This window comes from Actinomadura darangshiensis (genome assembly GCF_004349235.1).
In the GTDB taxonomy this organism is placed as follows: Bacteria; Actinomycetota; Actinomycetes; order Streptosporangiales; family Streptosporangiaceae; genus Spirillospora; species Spirillospora darangshiensis.
This window is the reverse complement of sequence record NZ_SMKY01000233.1, coordinates 1-14,202: the sequence shown is the minus strand read 5'-3', so window position 1 is coordinate 14,202 and position 14,202 is coordinate 1. Positions and strand designations below refer to the sequence as shown.

Sequence of the window (14,202 nt, the reverse complement as noted above, 5' to 3'; positions counted from 1 at the left end):
CGCCACCACCCCCGACGTCCAGATCACTCAGGTTCCCGTGCCGGACGCGGCCTCCTGCCACCTGGCCATCGGCGTGGAAAGCACCCCACGACCGCACGACACACAGGTGGACGTCTGGGTGAGCGACCCGTGCGACCTACCCGAGCTGTGGCAGCGCCGCCTATCGCCGTTCGCGGCCAACCTCGCCCTGCGCAGGCGCGCCCCCAGACGTCAGCGGGTGGTGCTGGCGGAGCCTGACCCGTCTTGGACGGACCAGGCCGCTCGCCTCATGGCCCGGCTCGCCGCAGCCATAGGAGACCGCGCCCACCGCATCGACCACATCGGATCGACCGCCGTCCCCGGATTGCCCGCCAAGGACATCATCGACCTCCAGGTGGTCGTGGACGACCTCGACACCGCGATCGCCTGCGCGGCGGAGAGCCACCGGGCCGGTTTCGTCCACGTCCCCGGCCCGTTCTACGGCATCGACCGGCACTGCTCCCACCATGACGAGCAGGTAGCGGTGGACGCCGATCCCGGACGTCCGGCCAACGTCCATTTCCACCCCGCTTCTTCGCCCATCTGGCGCGAGATGCTCCTCCTCCGCAACTGGCTCCGCGCCGATCAGCGCCACCGCGACGAGTACGCGTCCCTGAAACGGGAGGTGGCCGCCCAAGTCGATCAAGACGTCGACGCCTACGGCCACACCAAGATGCCCTGGATCGCCCAAGCCCTCACCCGCGCCGAGAACGAGACGAGCCGCTGATCATGGGGAGTCTTCCAGAAGCATGCCCACGCGGACCTGGGCCTTCTCCACCGCCTCGGCAAGGTCGCGGTGCAGCCTCCGGATCGCGTCGGGGTCGACGCGGGAAACGAGGCCGATGTCGAGGCCCAGTTCCCGGCCGATCAGACGCATCCAGCCGCGAGTCTCGGAGCGGTCGACGGGAAAGTCATAGGACGGCACATGCACCAGGGCGCCTCCGAGAACGTCCAGCCTGAAGGAAATGAGCGAAAGGGCCTCGATCAGCTCGTGGGAGAAGTCCACATCGATTTCGTAGATGCCGTCCTTCGCCCGGTCGATCGCGCGGAGGCGGGCGAGGGCGCGGGCGGCGGCGTGGCGGCGGGCGGGCACGAAGGCGACGGCGTGGGTGCGTTCCCGCAGCGCCCGGTCGAGAGCGCGGTCGAGGGACGCGACCCGCTGGGCGATGCCGGTAAGGGCGGCCGCCACTCCACGGATCTCGGCGCTGCGGCCGACGGGCGCGGTGTCCAGCGGTACCTCCTCAGCGGGCTTCGAGAAGCAAGCGGCCGGCGCGCTCGCTGCGGGTGCGCGGCCCATGGTCGGCGGCGAAGAAGTGACTGCCGATCAGCAGTTCCCGGTTCCTCAGGCGGTGGCGAGCAGTTCGGTTTCCGCGGCGCCGGCGTCGCCCTCACCGACGATGACCCGAAACCGCAAGCCGAGGGCGTGCCCGAGCCGGTTCAGCACGGCCAGGGTCGGCACCCCCCCGCCGCCCGATTCGATACGGGACACAGCGGGCTGACGCATCCCGGCACGGCCGGCCAGTTCGGTCTGGGACATGCCCAGCTCGGTCCGCCGAGCGTAGACGGCACGGCCAAGGGCGAGCGCCAGACGCGCTTCCTCGTGGGCGAGCCGGTACTCGTCGGTGTCACGCTTGGCGGCCAGGCCAGGGTGGTCGCCGAGAAGAACGTGCGGGCTGGTCCGCCGACTGCTCATGATCCCTCCGGAGTCTCGACGTCCGCAGCTCCCGCACACCGCCGCCGAGGGCGCGGGGCAACGACCCGTCCGGTCTGCCACCGGATGCCGTCAGCCGTGGCCCGGGAGGCTTGCTGTACCTCACCTTGAGTGACTGGCCGGGGGAATCGGGACGGGACGGTCAGCGGGTCGGGTGTTGCTTGACCTGCTCGATCAGGCCGGCGAACCGGACAAGGGACAGAGTGAGGTGCCCGCCGTCCGGATCCTTGCTGTCCCGAACACCGATCCCGGCCCCTGGCGCAAGTCGTCCCAGCTCAACGCACTGCTCGTCGTTGGCTGCGCCACTGTGAGAGCTCCTGCGCCACTGGACAATCATCTGTACATCTCCAAGTACCGCTTGATGATCTCGCGCGAAGCCTCCTCTGAGGCAGCCTTCACGCCGATACGGTCGAACGTAATCGAAAGCTCCCGAACCTCGCCAGGTGATTCGATCAGCCGTCCGCCGTTCAACGCACCGGAGTACGCGACGTCCCGGTCCTCCAGGCCGATGATCTGCACTGAGCCGCCTACGCCCATGTGCTCTCCCGAGGAGAACGGAATCACGCGCAGGCTGACGTGAGGGAGGTCGGCCATCACCAGCAGGTGCTCAAGCTGCTCTCTCATGACCTCCTTTCCTCCGGCTGGACGCATCAGGACCGCCTCGTCGATCAGCGTCCACGTGAGGAGGGCGTCCCCCTTGTCCCAGTACGCCTTCTTCTTCGCGACCCGACGCGCCATGGTGGCGTCCAGGTCCTTGAAGTGGCTGGTTTTGACGTAGGCCCATGTGTAGTCATCGGTCTGGAGCACGAGGGGGATGACTTGGCCGTGGTAGCTCTTGATCGAGACGGCTTCCTCCTCGTACTTGTCGATCTGGCGGCCCCAGTCCGGGTCATGCGCCATTCGGGCAAACCAGAGCAAAACCTGGAAAAGCACCCCGGTTCCGTAAGCCTTGTCGAGCAGGCGCATTTGATCATCCTGCGGACGCCGTCGTCCCGCCTCCATGTTGGAAACAGTCGACCGGGCAACGCCGATGATCTCGCCGCACTGGGTCAGCGATAGCCCCAGCTTCTCCCGCCAAAACCGCAGGCAGAAGGCGAGAAAGTGCCACATGGAAATCTTGGGGTCGAGGGGGTCGCGCACGATCGGCATCGTTCCTCCTGTTTTCAATTCCTCCGTCTACAGCGAAAGCCTAGAACGTTCCGGTGATCCTTGTCACAGAAAATCGGAAACTCGGGCAAGGACGGGATGATAGTGATGACGGCGACCGGAGAGTCGGTTATGCCCCTTATTGGTACGCCCGCCGCAGTGGGGCTCGCACGCACCTTCGTGGACACACGAATGCGCAAATGGGACTACTTCCACATTCTCGACAATGCACTTCTCATCGTCTCGGAACTTGTCACGAACGCGGCCCGCCAGACGCCGTGTGAAGAGATCCGCCTCCAGATCACCCGTGACGCGTACGGCGTCATCATCGCCGTCTGGGACGCGGCCGACGCCCTCCCGCAAGCCAAGCCGATGGCCGAACTCACCCTCGAAGACCTCGACCTGTCCGAGGAGGCGTTCGATGACAACGGCGGCTGGGGCCTGCACATCGTCCAAGCCCTGTCCACCAAGTGCGGCGTCATCGTCGACCCCGCCGGCGGCAAGTGGATCTGGTCGCGGATGCACCCGTAGCGGGCTTCGAGTCCGCCCTCACGAACCAGAGCACCAACACCCTTGGACGGCTCCACACGCACGTCCACATCGGCAGTCCAGGCGTGACCCTCGACGGGAGGTAGCACGAAGATGGCCACTGACCACCTGACGGCCATGAGCGGACGGCGCCCGTTCCTGACCGCTCTGGACGAGGCCGTGCGCAAGCGCGGCGGGATGTCGTGCGGCATCGTCCCGCGCCGCGGCACACCCGTGCTGCACGCGATCAACGCCGAGTCGCCCAGCAACTTCACAGAGATCGGCGCCGACTTCATCCGCGGCTCCTGGGTGTTCACCTGAGCCGCCACGGGCGCGCCACGATCGGCGCGGCCAACGCCCCGGACGTCGCCGCCGACACGATCGCACACGCGGTCGGGGCCCAGGTCGGAGTCCGTCCGTGATGGGGAGCAAGTCCCACAGCGCTTGCGGCTGTTCCTCCTTTTCGGGGCGGTCTGCCTCCTCTTCGGAGTCATGGCGGGTTACCTGCTGGGACCGGGCCTGGTGTACCGGACCCGGTGCCTGATCCGACGGCTGCGGCGATGATCCCCACCATTGTCGCCGACGCAAGCCGCCGCCACGGAGATCACCAAGGCGGCCGACCAGGAATCGATCTCTCAACCTCCTCAGCGGTTCCGGGAACAGCGGGCCCAACCCAGGCGGGGATTCCATCAATGACCACATTCAAGGCATCCAAGAGATTTACAAAAACACCGAGAACTATTGCCGAAGAAATGTCGGTCACCCGAAAGTAGCCCTCAGTTAGGTCAATGACAGGAATGTCTTTGGTGTATGGATATCCGGTGCACCGACTAAAGCCGAGTCTGGATCCATGCTGGCCGACCCATGGGAACAATTTTCGCAAAGTGGGATTATCGCATGAAGTCGCCAGGAGTTCATGCATGCGATTTTTAAGATCTGCGTCTTCCAAAAGAGTCGCCCATTGGACCTCGACAGTATTGCCTCGTTCTCGCGCGGCAGCAAGCTCATCGTATTGCAGAAAAGGCCATCGGCCACTAACTGCCGCCAGGGAGATGTCCGAATTCCAGGCAATGGCGAGATCAATCACCACGTTCAAATCTGGTGCGAGACCGGAGATCCAGCAATACCCCTCTCGCCAGATTTCGACAACGAGACCCGCGCCGGTTGAGGGCGTGTAAACGAAGAGTGTTCCATGTTCGACTGCTATCCGGACGTGCAGCCCGTCATCATCCAGTTCGTCGACCCTCTCAGTTGCCCATTGGACTCCAAGATTTCGGGCGAGCGCACTGATCCGCTCTGCTAGTCGACCAGCCATGGGGACCCCATTCCTAAACTGCCTTCATTGGTCCAGTTAACTGGCCAGCCAGCGAAGCCCGTATCTGTCTGTCGTGATGGTCGCCCAGTGAGGTTCAGGCACGTGAATCTCGCCACCGTTCCTGTAGAACTTGATCGTACCCCAGTCACGCTGACCATTCCTAACCGCCCTCGCGATCCACCCCATCTCCTCTTCGGTAGCACTCGCTCCATGAGCAGCACCATGAGACTTTTTCTAGCCATGGTCGCGAAGTCATCTGCCGTGCCGGTCAAATTGACATACACCTTTCCTTTCCCGCTGCCCAGCATCCTTTCCACCAGAGGCCGCCGATATCCCTCGCGCTTCCCTTCTTCAGCCACACCAAAGAATCTGGCGCCGAAATCTTTCGCAAACCAGGCAAGTATTTTTTTTGGAATCCCAATGCGAGATCGTCACAATTGTGAACGAGGATCGACTCGCTACCGCCCTCGGCCGCGCCCTTCTCGGCGGCGACCCGCCCCGCGCCGGTTCCAGCGGCCACCACGCTGATGGCGTCCCAGACGTAACCGCCTGCCTTGAACGCGCCGGATTCGGCGTCTAGGCCGCCCGCTCCGGCGATCGCTTCCTTTAAGCCCGGGATCATCAGGATAGGGCCGAGAGGCGTCGCCTCCATGGCGCCCATCATCAGGCCCCTCATGAACTCGTCGGCCTGTCGCAATTCCTCTGTCCAGGAGAACTTGCCATGTCCTCCAGTACTCCGGCCGCCAGGTCCGGCTCCTGCCGAGCCATTCCCCCACCGGTATTGTTCCCCGGTGCGAGCGGCGCACCCGAGCCTCCGCTCGGAGCCTGGGCTGCCAGCTCCTGATTCGCGACGGGGATCGCCGGCTACCGCACTGGCCTGACTGCGCATGTCGCGTTGTCTAGCGGTGTTGTCATGGACAACGTTCTTGGTGCCCGCCGTCCTGCTGGGGGCCTGGCCCTTGCCTACGCTTATCCGGGTCCCGGGGGCAGCGTAGGCAGGCCCGAGGAGCTTTTGGGGAATCGGCCTCGCATTACGCTGGGCTTTGCGACGTTCGCGGCGCTCCGCCTTGTCAGTGCGGGCTTTCTGGGCGCGGCGACGCGCCGCTGCCAACTCTGCTCGAGTGGGGCCCGACTGGATGGACGAACCGTAGCCTCCGGAGCCGGTGGCGAAGAGGCGGTGGGCGAGGCCCACAAGCGCAACCAGGCCTACAGCGACGGTCACCGGCTCGCAGAACGGCGTAAGACCCTCGGTCTAAAGACAGGAGGGGTGGCGGCCTCAGTCGCCCGCCAGTTCGAGTGGGAGAACCTCAAACAGACTCATCGCCGTCGCCGGTGCCGAACACGGCCCCGTCACGGCGAAGAGATCTCAGAAGCTGGGCGACCGGCTCCATCGAGCCCGCCGGAAACAGGCTCAGGAGGAAGCGGGCGGCGATCTCTGCGCGGGTGCGGGGGCGGTGGCTCCTGCGGGAGGACGCCCCCGCGGCGCCGGTCAGGGGGCGGTGTAGAGGCAGTACGCGGTGGCACGGGCGACGATCCGGCCGGTCTGCCGCTCCGTCACGTCGGCCCTGACGTCATACGACAGGTAGTAGTGCGGCGTAACGGTCTCGGCGTAGGCGGTGTTCACCCACGTCCCGTCGGCCGAGGGCGTGAAGTCCTGTTCGGCGGTCAGGTAGGGCGTGGTCGTCCACCGGATGCCGTCCGCCGTGGCCTGGAAGACGGGCTTGTTGTAGTACCTCACCTTGAGCGGCTGGCCGGGGGTGAAGTTCTCGCCCTCCAGACGGGCGGCGAAGGTGTTCGTGGCGGGGTCGCACGTCAGTGCCAACTGGGTCCGGGTGTCGTAGGTGCAGGTGCCGTCCGTGCGGTTGCCGAGCTGCTCGCCCGTGGGGGCACGGAGGCTCACCCGGACGGTTTCGGTGTAGAAGCTGTAGTCGGCCGCGTTCCACGGCTTGGTGTAGCCGTCGACGTTGAGCGACCAGTCGGACCCGACCGTCGCCGGCACGCTGGCGAGCCGCCTGCCGACGTCCGGCAGCGCGGCGGATGTGCCGCCGATGGTGACCGAGCTGCCCGTCAGGACGGTGAAGTCCACGATGACCGCGCGGCCCGCGGGCATCGTGGAGGCGTTGCCCGACAGCCGGGCGGAGATGGTGTTGGCCGTTCTGTCGCAGGTGATGGTGGCGGTCAGCGGTGTCGCGGCGTTGGCGGCGCCCACCGGGCTCAGTAAGGCCGCCAGGACCCCGAGCAGGAGGACGGTGATGGTTCGGGCGCGCATTGGCTCTCCTCGGTAAGGCCAGCGTGTCAACAGGACCATCGATCGAAAGCCGGCGACCGTTCGCGAATTGTCCGTTTCTGGACGGCCATCAGCGGGACGCGAGCGCGCCTGCTCTCAAGGCCGCGCTCCCAGGTGTCGAGCAGCGCCGCGAGCAGCGCTTTACGGTCGGCGAAGTGCCCGTAGAAGCCGCCCTTAGTGACGTCCAGCGCCTGCGCGAGGACTTCGACGCGCACGGCGTCGGGCCGCCGGTGGGCGAGGGGCTTTGGCCCCTGCTCGATCCGGCTGCTGTGGGGCGCGCGGATGACGGTGGGCATGGTCCCCCACGACCGCCCGCACGCGGCTGTGCTCGACCCCGCGCAAGCCCGATTTATACGGTGCCGTATATTTGAGGGCGAGCCAGGACGGAGCGTCCGTCCGAGCAATGGAGGTGGCTGGGATGACCGGGAAGCTGCCTAAAAGCGCGCACACGGATCGCCCCTGGCGGGTTCATGAGATCGCGCACGACTTTCGGGTCGAGGACGTGTGGGCGCTGGACACGCCCGGCGGCCCGGACGACTTCCCGAGGCTGGTGGCGCAGATGGGCGCCGGTGACGGGCGGCTCTCCGGCGCCGCCGGGGTGCTGTTCAAGATCCGCTGGACGCTCGGCCGGCTGCTCGGCCTGGACCGGGAGGCCGAGCGCGGGCCCACGCTGCGCGACCGGCTGCCGGACGATCTGCGCGATTCGTCCAGCCCCGGGGTCGGCGGACTGCCGTTCAAGCCGCTGTACCTGACCGGGGACGAGTACGCGGCCGAGCTGGCCAACAGGACGATGCACGGAGTCATGCACCTCGCCTGGGTCCCGGACGGGAAGGGTGGTCACCGCGGCCAGATGGCCGTTCTGGTGAAGCCGAACGGCCTGTTCGGAAGGGCCTACATGGCCGCGATCCTGCCGTTCCGGTACCTGCTCGTGTACCCGACCCTGATGCGCACGATCGCCCGCAAGTGGCGCGGCGCCCAGCCGAGCACCGTCTGACGCCGCGCAAGGAGGCGGCCCCGTCCCGGGGGCGTGGGGGACGGGGCCGCAGGGCCGCGCGGGACCGGGCGACGGTCGCCCGCGCGGCGCGCATCAATCCTTCGTCGCCGCCTCGGCGCCCGCGCCCGTCAGGGAGCGGACCTCGATCTCGGCGTACTTGGCCGCGTTGAACTCCTTGCTGAGGAGGGTGCCGACGAAGCCGCACAGGAAACCGAACGGGATGGAGATGATCCCGGGGTTGCTGAGCGGGAACCAGCTGAAGTCGGTGTCGGTGAACAGGGCCTTGTCGTCGCCCGACACGACCGGGGAGAAGGCGACCAGGAAGATCGCCGAGCCGAGGCCGCCGTAGATGGCGGCGACGGCGCCGGTGGTGTTGAACCGCTTCCAGAACAGGCTGTAGAGGATCGCGGGCAGGTTGCCCGACGCGGCGACCGCGAACGCGAGCGCGACGAGGAACGCGACGTTGAGGCGCTGCGCGTAGATGCCGAGGACGATCGCGACCGCGCCGATGACGAAGGCGGAGATGCGGGCGACGCGGACCTCGTCCCGCTCCGTGGCCTTGCCCTTGCGGAACACGTGCGCGTACAGGTCGTGCGAGAAGGACGAGGACGAGGCCAGGGTGAGGCCCGCCACGACCGCGAGGATCGTCGCGAACGCGACCGCCGCGATGACCGCGAGCAGGATCGTCCCGCCCGCCTCCCCGAAGACGATCTCGCCGATGCGTTCGGCGAGCTGGGGTGCCGCGGTGTTGCCGGCCGGGTTGGCGGCGGCGATCTCCTTGGACCCGACGAGCGCGGCGGCGCCGAACCCGAGGACGAGGGTGAGCAGGTAGAACACGCCGATGATGCCGATGCCCCACAGCACCGACTTGCGCGCGTCGCGGGCGGTCGGGACGGTGTAGAAGCGGATCAGGATGTGCGGCAGCCCGGCGGTGCCGAGGACGAGCGCGAGGCCGAGGCTGATCAGGTCGAGCTTGCCGGACAGGCCCGAGTCCTCGGTGGCGTAGCGCAGTCCGGGCTCCAGGAACGCGCCGCCCTTGCCACTCTGGTCCGCGGCGTCGTTCATCAGGCTGGACAGGTTGAACCCGGAGTGGCCGAGCACCAGCAGCGTGATCAGGGTCGCGCCCGTCATCAGCAGGACGGCCTTGACGATCTGCACCCAGGTGGTGCCCTTCATCCCGCCGAACACCACGTACACGATCATCAGCACGCCGACGAGCGCGATCGTCGCGCCCTTGGCGAAGTCGCTGGTGAAGCCGAACAGCAGCGAGACCAGGGCGCCCGCGCCGACCATCTGCGCCAGCAGGTAGAAGATCGACACGACGATGGTGGAGACGCCGGCGGCCGTCCGGACGGGACGCGGGCTCATCCGGAACGCCAGCACGTCCGCCATCGTGAACCGGCCGGAGTTGCGCAGCAGCTCGGCGACCAGCAGCAGCGCCACGAGCCAGGCGACGAGGAACCCGATCGAGTAGAGGAAGCCGTCATAGCCGTACAGGGCGATCAGCCCGGCGATGCCCAGGAAGGACGCGGCCGACATGTAGTCGCCGCCGATCGCGAGGCCGTTCTGCGCGCCGGTGAACGAGCGCCCGCCGGCGTAGAAGTCGGTGGCGGTCTTGGTGTTCCGGCTCGCCCACACGGTGATCGCCAGGGTGGCGGCCACGAAGACGCAGAAGAGGATGATCGAGAGGGTCTCGTTGCTCATGTGGCGTCCTTCGCGATCTCCACGGCCGGCGCCCTCTCGGCCTCGATTTCGGCGCGCAGCTCGTCGGCGACCGGGTCCAGGCGGCGCTCGGCGTGCCGCGCGTACCAGTAGGCGATGGCGAACGTCGAGACGAACTGCAGCAGTCCGAACACGAGCGCGATGTTGATGGAGCCGAACAGCTCGGTGCCCATGAAGTCGCGCGCCCATCCGGACAGGACGACATAGAGCAGGTACCAGCTGAGGAACGCCGCGGTCATGGGGAATACGAATCGGCGGAATCTACGCCGGAGTTCCTGGAACTCCGCGCCGCCCTGGAACCGTTCATAGACGGTGCCGGTGGCGTTCTTGTCGACGGACACGACGGCCCCTCCTGTGTTGTGACGCCGGTCACGCGCCACGGTAAAGAGCCTGCTCGGGAGGGACGAGAGGGCGGCGGCGGCCCTGCGGTCAGGCGCCGTCCCGCGGCGCCGACGTGTTGAACCCGTCGATGAACGGTCGGTCTGGCGCGACGAACGGTCAGACCCTGCGGGGACGCCACGTGCCCCGGTCGACCGCCAGCGACTCGGGCGTGTGCAGGCGCACCATCATCCGCGCGACGCCCGGCGGCACCCGTCCCGGCGTGCACAGCGACACGACGATCATGACGGTGAACGCGATCGGGACCGTCCAGGCCGCGGGCTGGGCGAGCAGCGCGCCGAGCAGCCCCGCCGGCGGCCCGGCCGCGATCGTCACGACGACCGCGGTCCCCGCGAGGGCGCCGCCGGAGACGAGGCCGGCCAGCGCGCCCGGCACGGTGAGCCGCCGCCACCACACGCCGAGGACGAGCAGCGGGCAGAACGTGGACGCGGCGACGGCGAACGCGAGCCCGACGACGTCCGCGACGGCGAGCGACCGGGCGGCGATCGCCAGGCACAGCGGGACGACCAGGGCGAGCAGCGTCCCCACCCGGAACGAGCGCACCCCGCCGCGCAGGATGTCCTGCGCCAGCACCCCCGCCACGGACACGGTGATACCGGACGACGTGGACAGGAACGCCGCCACGGCCCCGCCCGTCACCAGCGCGCCCAGGAGGTCGCCGCCGAGCCCGCCGATGAGCCGTCCGGGCAGGGTGAGGACGACGGCGTCCGCCCGCCCGGTCATCAGCAGTTCGGGGGTGTACAGCCGTCCGAGCACGCCGTAGATGGCGGGCAGCACGTAGAAGGCGCCGAGCAGGGACAGCACCATTACGGTCGTGCGCCGCGCGGCCCTTCCGTCGGGGTTGGTGTAGAAGCGGACGAGCACGTGCGGAAGACCCATCGTCCCAAGGAATGTGGCGAGGATCAGCGAATACGTGGCGTAGAGGGAATGGTCGCGCCCGCCCAGCGGCAGCGCCCATTGACGGTCGGTACTGACCGGGCGTCCACTCACATGCGGGACGTCGGCACCGGCCGGAAAGGTGATGGACGTGTCCTGGGAGAGCCGGTGCGTGCCCGGATTCAACGTCACCGGCGCACCGGAATAGGCCCGCCCGTCGACCTGGCCGTCCACGGTCACCTGAATGGGCGCGGCGACGTTCACCGTGACCGCGACGCCGACCGCCACGGTGGTCCGGTCGTTGAAGCGCGGCGGGGCGTCCGACGACGGGCCGGGCGCGCCGTCGTACCGCCACGCCAGCAGCAGGAAGACCAGCGGGACGGCCAGCGCGGTCAGCTTCATCCAGTACTGGAACGCCTGGACGAGTGTCACGCTCCGCATCCCGCCGACCAGCACGTTCACCGCGACGACGACGGCGATCAGCACGCCGCCGGTCCATACCGGCGCGCCCGTGACCGTCCGCAGCACGAGCCCGGCGCTCTGGAACTGGGGCAGCAGGTACAGCCAGCTGATCAGCACGACGAGCACGCTCGCCACCCGCCGCACCGCCATGGACTCCAGCCGCGCCTCGGCGAAATCCGGCAGCGTGTAGGCCCCGGAACGGCGCAGCGGAGCCGACACGAGAACGAGCAGGATCAGATATCCGCCCGTCCACCCGACGGGCAGCCACAGCATGTCGGCGCCATAAGCGAGAATCAGCCCGGCGATGCCGAGAAAGGACGCGGCCGACAGATACTCGCCGCCGATGGCCGACGCGTTGCGCAGCGGCGTCACCGTCCGGGAGGCGACATAGAAATCGGACGTCGTTTGGGAGATGCGCACCCCGAGCACACCGATGAGAACGGTCGCGACGACGACCAGCAGAACCCCGGCCAGCCCGTAGGCGGCGCTCATTCCCCGGCCCCGTCGGCACGGTCGACAAGATCGGCGAAGTCGTCCTCGTTGCGTTCGGCCTGCCGGACGTACCACCAGCCGCATGCGACGAACCACGGGTAGATCAGCCCGCCGAGCACCACCCACGGAAGCGGCAGGCCGAGCACCTCCTGCTCGCGCACCGCCGGAAACAGCGCGAACAGCAGCGGCAGCCCGAACACGACGACGGCCAGCACCAGGCACAGCCGCACCGCGAGCCGCAACTGCGTGCGCAGGAGCGACCGCATGTACGCCTCACCGAGCCCGGTCTGCTCGTCGATCTCCCGCGTCACCGGGTACCGGGGGCGCCGGACGGTCCGGCTCCGCGGCCCGGTCACCAGCGTCCGGCCGGGCGCGATGCGCCGGTCCCCGCCGCTCAGGGGGATCGCCTCGCCCGCCGGACGAGCAGGTCGCGCAGCTCCCGGACGTGCCTGCGCGCCACCGGCAGCTCGGCGCCGCCGACGACGATCGTGCAGCGCCCGGAGTCCAGCCGCAGCTCCTTGATCGCCGACAGCGCCACGAGATGGCTCCGATGCACCCGCACGAACCCGGCGCCGCTCCACCTCTCGCCCAGCGCGGCGAGCGGAATGCGCACCAGATGGCTGCCGCCGGACGTGTGCAGCCGCGCGTAGTCGCCCTGCGCCTCGACGTACAGCACCTCGGCCGGGTTGACGAACCGGGTCACCCCGCCCAGCTCGACGGGCATCGGCTCCGGCTCGGCCGGGACCTCGCCGTCGTCCCCCCACCCGTCCTCGTCGACGGCCTCCGTCACCCGCCGGATCGCCACCGCGAGCCGCTCCGGCCGCACCGGCTTGAGGATGTAGTCGGCCGCCTTGATCTCGAACGCGTCGACCGCGTGCTCCTCGTACGCCGTCACGTAGACGATCTGCGGCGCACGCGCGAACTGGGCCAGCACCCGTCCGAGCACGGTCCCGTCCAGGCCGGGCATCCGGATGTCGAGGAAGACGGCGGCGATGGGACGCCCGTCGGCGAGCGCCCGATCGAGCTTGCGGAGCGCGGCGGCACCGTCCCGCGCGGTGTGGATCTCGCCGATCCGCGGATCGGCGCGCAGCAGGTGGACGAGGTCGTCCAGTGCGGGCGCCTCGTCATCCACCGCCAGGACACGCAGGCCCACTGCACCGTCCTCCCCGTACCGTTCGCCACATTCCAGTCGGCGCAGCACCCGGGCGTCAAGAGGCCGTCACACCCGGCCGGTACTTCGGGAGGCGCACGGTCACCTTCGTCCCGGCACCGGGCCCTGTCTCGACGGCCAGCCCGTACTCGTCGCCGTACACCTGCCGCAACCGGTCGTCGACGTTGGCGAGCCCGATCCCGGCGGCCTCCTCCTCGCCGCCCGGCACGCGCCGCTCCCCCGCCAGCAGCCGCCGGACGTCCTCGGGGTCCATGCCGATCCCGTCGTCCTCCACGCTGATCACGCAGTCGGCGCCCGCGTCCTCCGCGATGATCGTGATGAGGCCGGGCTCCGACCTGTCCTGCAGCCCGTGCCGGACGGCGTTCTCCACGAGCGGCTGCAAACACAGAAACGGCACGGCCACGGGCAGCACCTCGGGCGCGATCCGCAGCGTCACGCGCAGTTCCTCCCCGAACCGAGCCCGCTGCAACAGCAGATACCGGTCGATCGACCGCAGTTCCTCGGCCAGCGTCGTGAAGTCCCCATGCCGCCGGAACGAGTAGCGCGTGAACCCGGCGAACTCCAGCAGCAGCTCCCGCGCCCGCTCCGGATCGGACCGGACGAACGACGCGATCGTCGTCAGCGAGTTGTAGATGAAATGCGGCGAGATCTGCGCCCGCAGCGCCCGCATCTCGGCTTCCATCAGCAGCGTCCGCGAATGGTCGAGTTCGGCGAGCTCCAACTGCGCGTCCACCCACTGCGCGACCTCTTCGGCCGCCCGGATCAGCCCGGCGGGAACGTCCTCGCCATACGCGGCCAACGTCCCCACGACCCGGTCATCCGTGGCAAGCGGCACCACGACGACCCGCCGGATGAGGCAGTCGAGCCGGTCGCACGGGACGTCGTGCACCTGCGTCCGCCCGCTCCCGAGCGTGACCCCGGCGTGGCCGAGCACGCCCTCGGAGTGGTGGTCGTGCTCTCCGTCCCACGCCAGCAGCCGCTCCCCATCGGTGATCGCGAGCGCGGGGCAGCCGAGCAACGTCCGCAGATGCCGCGCCGCCTTCTGCGCCCCCTGCTCGGTCAACCCGGCCCGGAACGCGGG

General features: G+C 68.5%; 18 protein-coding genes. 4 read left to right on the top strand and 14 right to left on the bottom strand.

Annotation, left to right across the window (positions count from 1 at the left end; all coding sequences use genetic code 11):
- Positions 1-745: GrpB family protein (locus E1293_RS34745; RefSeq protein WP_207939265.1), on the top strand; the 745-nt coding region annotated here is incomplete at its 5' end.
- Here E1293_RS34745 and E1293_RS34740 read toward each other — a convergent pair.
- The 4 genes from E1293_RS34740 to E1293_RS34725 all read right to left on the bottom strand — a co-directional run bounded on the left by E1293_RS34740 (position 746) and on the right by E1293_RS34725 (position 2,878).
- A complete protein-coding gene (locus E1293_RS34740) occupies positions 746-1,315 on the bottom strand; it encodes a hypothetical protein (RefSeq protein WP_132202251.1) in 570 nt (189 codons plus the stop codon). It abuts the gene before it with no gap.
- A 45-nt stretch (positions 1,316-1,360) separates the two neighbouring features.
- Positions 1,361-1,711 carry a helix-turn-helix domain-containing protein gene (locus E1293_RS34735; protein ID WP_132202249.1) on the bottom strand — a complete coding sequence of 117 codons (351 nt, stop codon included), beginning with the start codon at positions 1,709-1,711 and terminating at the stop codon, positions 1,361-1,363.
- 160 nt (positions 1,712-1,871) lie between these two features.
- Positions 1,872-2,066: a DUF397 domain-containing protein gene (locus tag E1293_RS34730; RefSeq protein WP_132202247.1), complete on the bottom strand. Its 195-nt coding sequence runs from the start codon at positions 2,064-2,066 to the stop codon at positions 1,872-1,874.
- A complete protein-coding gene (locus tag E1293_RS34725; RefSeq protein ID WP_132202245.1) occupies positions 2,063-2,878 on the bottom strand; it encodes a helix-turn-helix domain-containing protein in 816 nt (271 codons plus the stop codon). The genes E1293_RS34730 and E1293_RS34725 overlap by 4 nt, the downstream gene beginning before the upstream one ends.
- 189 nt (positions 2,879-3,067) lie before the next feature.
- Between E1293_RS34725 and E1293_RS34720 the strand changes: the two genes are divergently transcribed.
- Together E1293_RS34720 and E1293_RS34715 are read left to right on the top strand one after the other, a co-directional pair.
- Positions 3,068-3,406, top strand: coding sequence for an ATP-binding protein (locus tag E1293_RS34720; protein WP_165978528.1), 339 nt, complete (start codon positions 3,068-3,070; stop codon positions 3,404-3,406).
- 111 nt (positions 3,407-3,517) lie between these two features.
- Positions 3,518-3,724, top strand: a complete 207-nt coding sequence (locus E1293_RS34715; RefSeq protein ID WP_132202241.1) for a hypothetical protein — start codon at positions 3,518-3,520, stop codon at positions 3,722-3,724.
- Positions 3,725-4,007: 283 nt separating this feature from the next.
- Here E1293_RS34715 and E1293_RS34710 read toward each other — a convergent pair whose 3' ends face one another.
- From E1293_RS34710 to E1293_RS34695, 4 genes are all read right to left on the bottom strand, one after another.
- Positions 4,008-4,718 carry a DUF6193 family natural product biosynthesis protein gene (locus E1293_RS34710; RefSeq protein WP_132202239.1) on the bottom strand — a complete coding sequence of 237 codons (711 nt, stop codon included), beginning with the start codon at positions 4,716-4,718 and terminating at the stop codon, positions 4,008-4,010.
- Positions 4,719-4,986: 268 nt separating this feature from the next.
- Complete coding sequence (locus tag E1293_RS34705) at positions 4,987-5,370, bottom strand: hypothetical protein (protein WP_132202237.1); 384 nt, start codon at positions 5,368-5,370, stop codon at positions 4,987-4,989.
- A gap of 837 nt (positions 5,371-6,207) precedes the next feature.
- Positions 6,208-6,987, bottom strand: a complete 780-nt coding sequence (locus tag E1293_RS34700) for a hypothetical protein (RefSeq protein WP_132202235.1) — start codon at positions 6,985-6,987, stop codon at positions 6,208-6,210.
- A 26-nt stretch (positions 6,988-7,013) separates the two neighbouring features.
- Positions 7,014-7,301, bottom strand: coding sequence for a TetR/AcrR family transcriptional regulator (locus tag E1293_RS34695; RefSeq protein ID WP_207939264.1), 288 nt, complete (start codon positions 7,299-7,301; stop codon positions 7,014-7,016).
- Between the two features lie 122 nt (positions 7,302-7,423).
- Between E1293_RS34695 and E1293_RS34690 the strand changes: the two genes are divergently transcribed.
- Positions 7,424-7,999 carry a DUF2867 domain-containing protein gene (locus tag E1293_RS34690; RefSeq protein WP_132202233.1) on the top strand — a complete coding sequence of 192 codons (576 nt, stop codon included), beginning with the start codon at positions 7,424-7,426 and terminating at the stop codon, positions 7,997-7,999.
- A 93-nt stretch (positions 8,000-8,092) separates the two neighbouring features.
- On the opposite strand, the gene E1293_RS34685 is transcribed toward E1293_RS34690, so the two are convergent.
- The 6 genes from E1293_RS34685 to E1293_RS34660 all read right to left on the bottom strand — a co-directional run.
- Entirely contained in the window at positions 8,093-9,703 is a 1,611-nt protein-coding gene (locus E1293_RS34685) for a solute symporter family protein (protein ID WP_132202231.1), read from the bottom strand.
- Positions 9,700-10,062, bottom strand: a complete 363-nt coding sequence (locus E1293_RS34680) for a DUF485 domain-containing protein (RefSeq protein WP_132202229.1) — start codon at positions 10,060-10,062, stop codon at positions 9,700-9,702. Before E1293_RS34680 ends, E1293_RS34685 begins: the two co-directional genes overlap by 4 nt.
- Before the next feature lie 157 nt (positions 10,063-10,219).
- Positions 10,220-11,950 carry a sodium/solute symporter gene (locus E1293_RS34675; protein ID WP_132202227.1) on the bottom strand — a complete coding sequence of 577 codons (1,731 nt, stop codon included), beginning with the start codon at positions 11,948-11,950 and terminating at the stop codon, positions 10,220-10,222.
- Positions 11,947-12,306 carry a DUF485 domain-containing protein gene (locus E1293_RS34670; protein WP_243716974.1) on the bottom strand — a complete coding sequence of 120 codons (360 nt, stop codon included), beginning with the start codon at positions 12,304-12,306 and terminating at the stop codon, positions 11,947-11,949. Before E1293_RS34670 ends, E1293_RS34675 begins: the two co-directional genes overlap by 4 nt.
- 38 nt (positions 12,307-12,344) lie before the next feature.
- The gene (locus E1293_RS34665) at positions 12,345-13,103 is read right to left on the bottom strand and encodes a LytR/AlgR family response regulator transcription factor (protein WP_207939263.1); all 759 of its coding nucleotides are present in this window, start codon (positions 13,101-13,103) and stop codon (positions 12,345-12,347) included.
- 55 nt (positions 13,104-13,158) lie between these two features.
- Positions 13,159-14,202 (bottom strand): histidine kinase (locus E1293_RS34660; RefSeq protein ID WP_132202225.1); only part of this gene is annotated, 1,044 nt, incomplete at its 5' end.

Excerpts from the sequence above, each read along its gene's own strand:
- E1293_RS34735 (WP_132202249.1), bottom strand. The coding sequence starts at position 1,711 with ATGAGCAGTCGGCGGACCAGCCCGCACGTTCTTCTCGGCGACCACCCT.
- E1293_RS34695 (WP_207939264.1), bottom strand. The coding sequence starts at position 7,301 with ATGCCCACCGTCATCCGCGCGCCCCACAGCAGCCGGATCGAGCAGGGG.
- E1293_RS34690 (WP_132202233.1), top strand. The coding sequence starts at position 7,424 with ATGACCGGGAAGCTGCCTAAAAGCGCGCACACGGATCGCCCCTGGCGG.
- E1293_RS34710 (WP_132202239.1), bottom strand. The coding sequence starts at position 4,718 with ATGGCTGGTCGACTAGCAGAGCGGATCAGTGCGCTCGCCCGAAATCTT.
- E1293_RS34740 (WP_132202251.1), bottom strand. The coding sequence starts at position 1,315 with ATGGGCCGCGCACCCGCAGCGAGCGCGCCGGCCGCTTGCTTCTCGAAG.
- E1293_RS34715 (WP_132202241.1), top strand. The coding sequence starts at position 3,518 with ATGGCCACTGACCACCTGACGGCCATGAGCGGACGGCGCCCGTTCCTG.
- E1293_RS34720 (WP_165978528.1), top strand. The coding sequence starts at position 3,068 with ATGCGCAAATGGGACTACTTCCACATTCTCGACAATGCACTTCTCATC.
- E1293_RS34730 (WP_132202247.1), bottom strand. The coding sequence starts at position 2,066 with ATGATTGTCCAGTGGCGCAGGAGCTCTCACAGTGGCGCAGCCAACGAC.
- E1293_RS34725 (WP_132202245.1), bottom strand. The coding sequence starts at position 2,878 with ATGCCGATCGTGCGCGACCCCCTCGACCCCAAGATTTCCATGTGGCAC.
- E1293_RS34685 (WP_132202231.1), bottom strand. The coding sequence starts at position 9,703 with ATGAGCAACGAGACCCTCTCGATCATCCTCTTCTGCGTCTTCGTGGCC.
- E1293_RS34675 (WP_132202227.1), bottom strand. The coding sequence starts at position 11,950 with ATGAGCGCCGCCTACGGGCTGGCCGGGGTTCTGCTGGTCGTCGTCGCG.
- E1293_RS34705 (WP_132202237.1), bottom strand. The coding sequence starts at position 5,370 with ATGGAGGCGACGCCTCTCGGCCCTATCCTGATGATCCCGGGCTTAAAG.
- E1293_RS34700 (WP_132202235.1), bottom strand. The coding sequence starts at position 6,987 with ATGCGCGCCCGAACCATCACCGTCCTCCTGCTCGGGGTCCTGGCGGCC.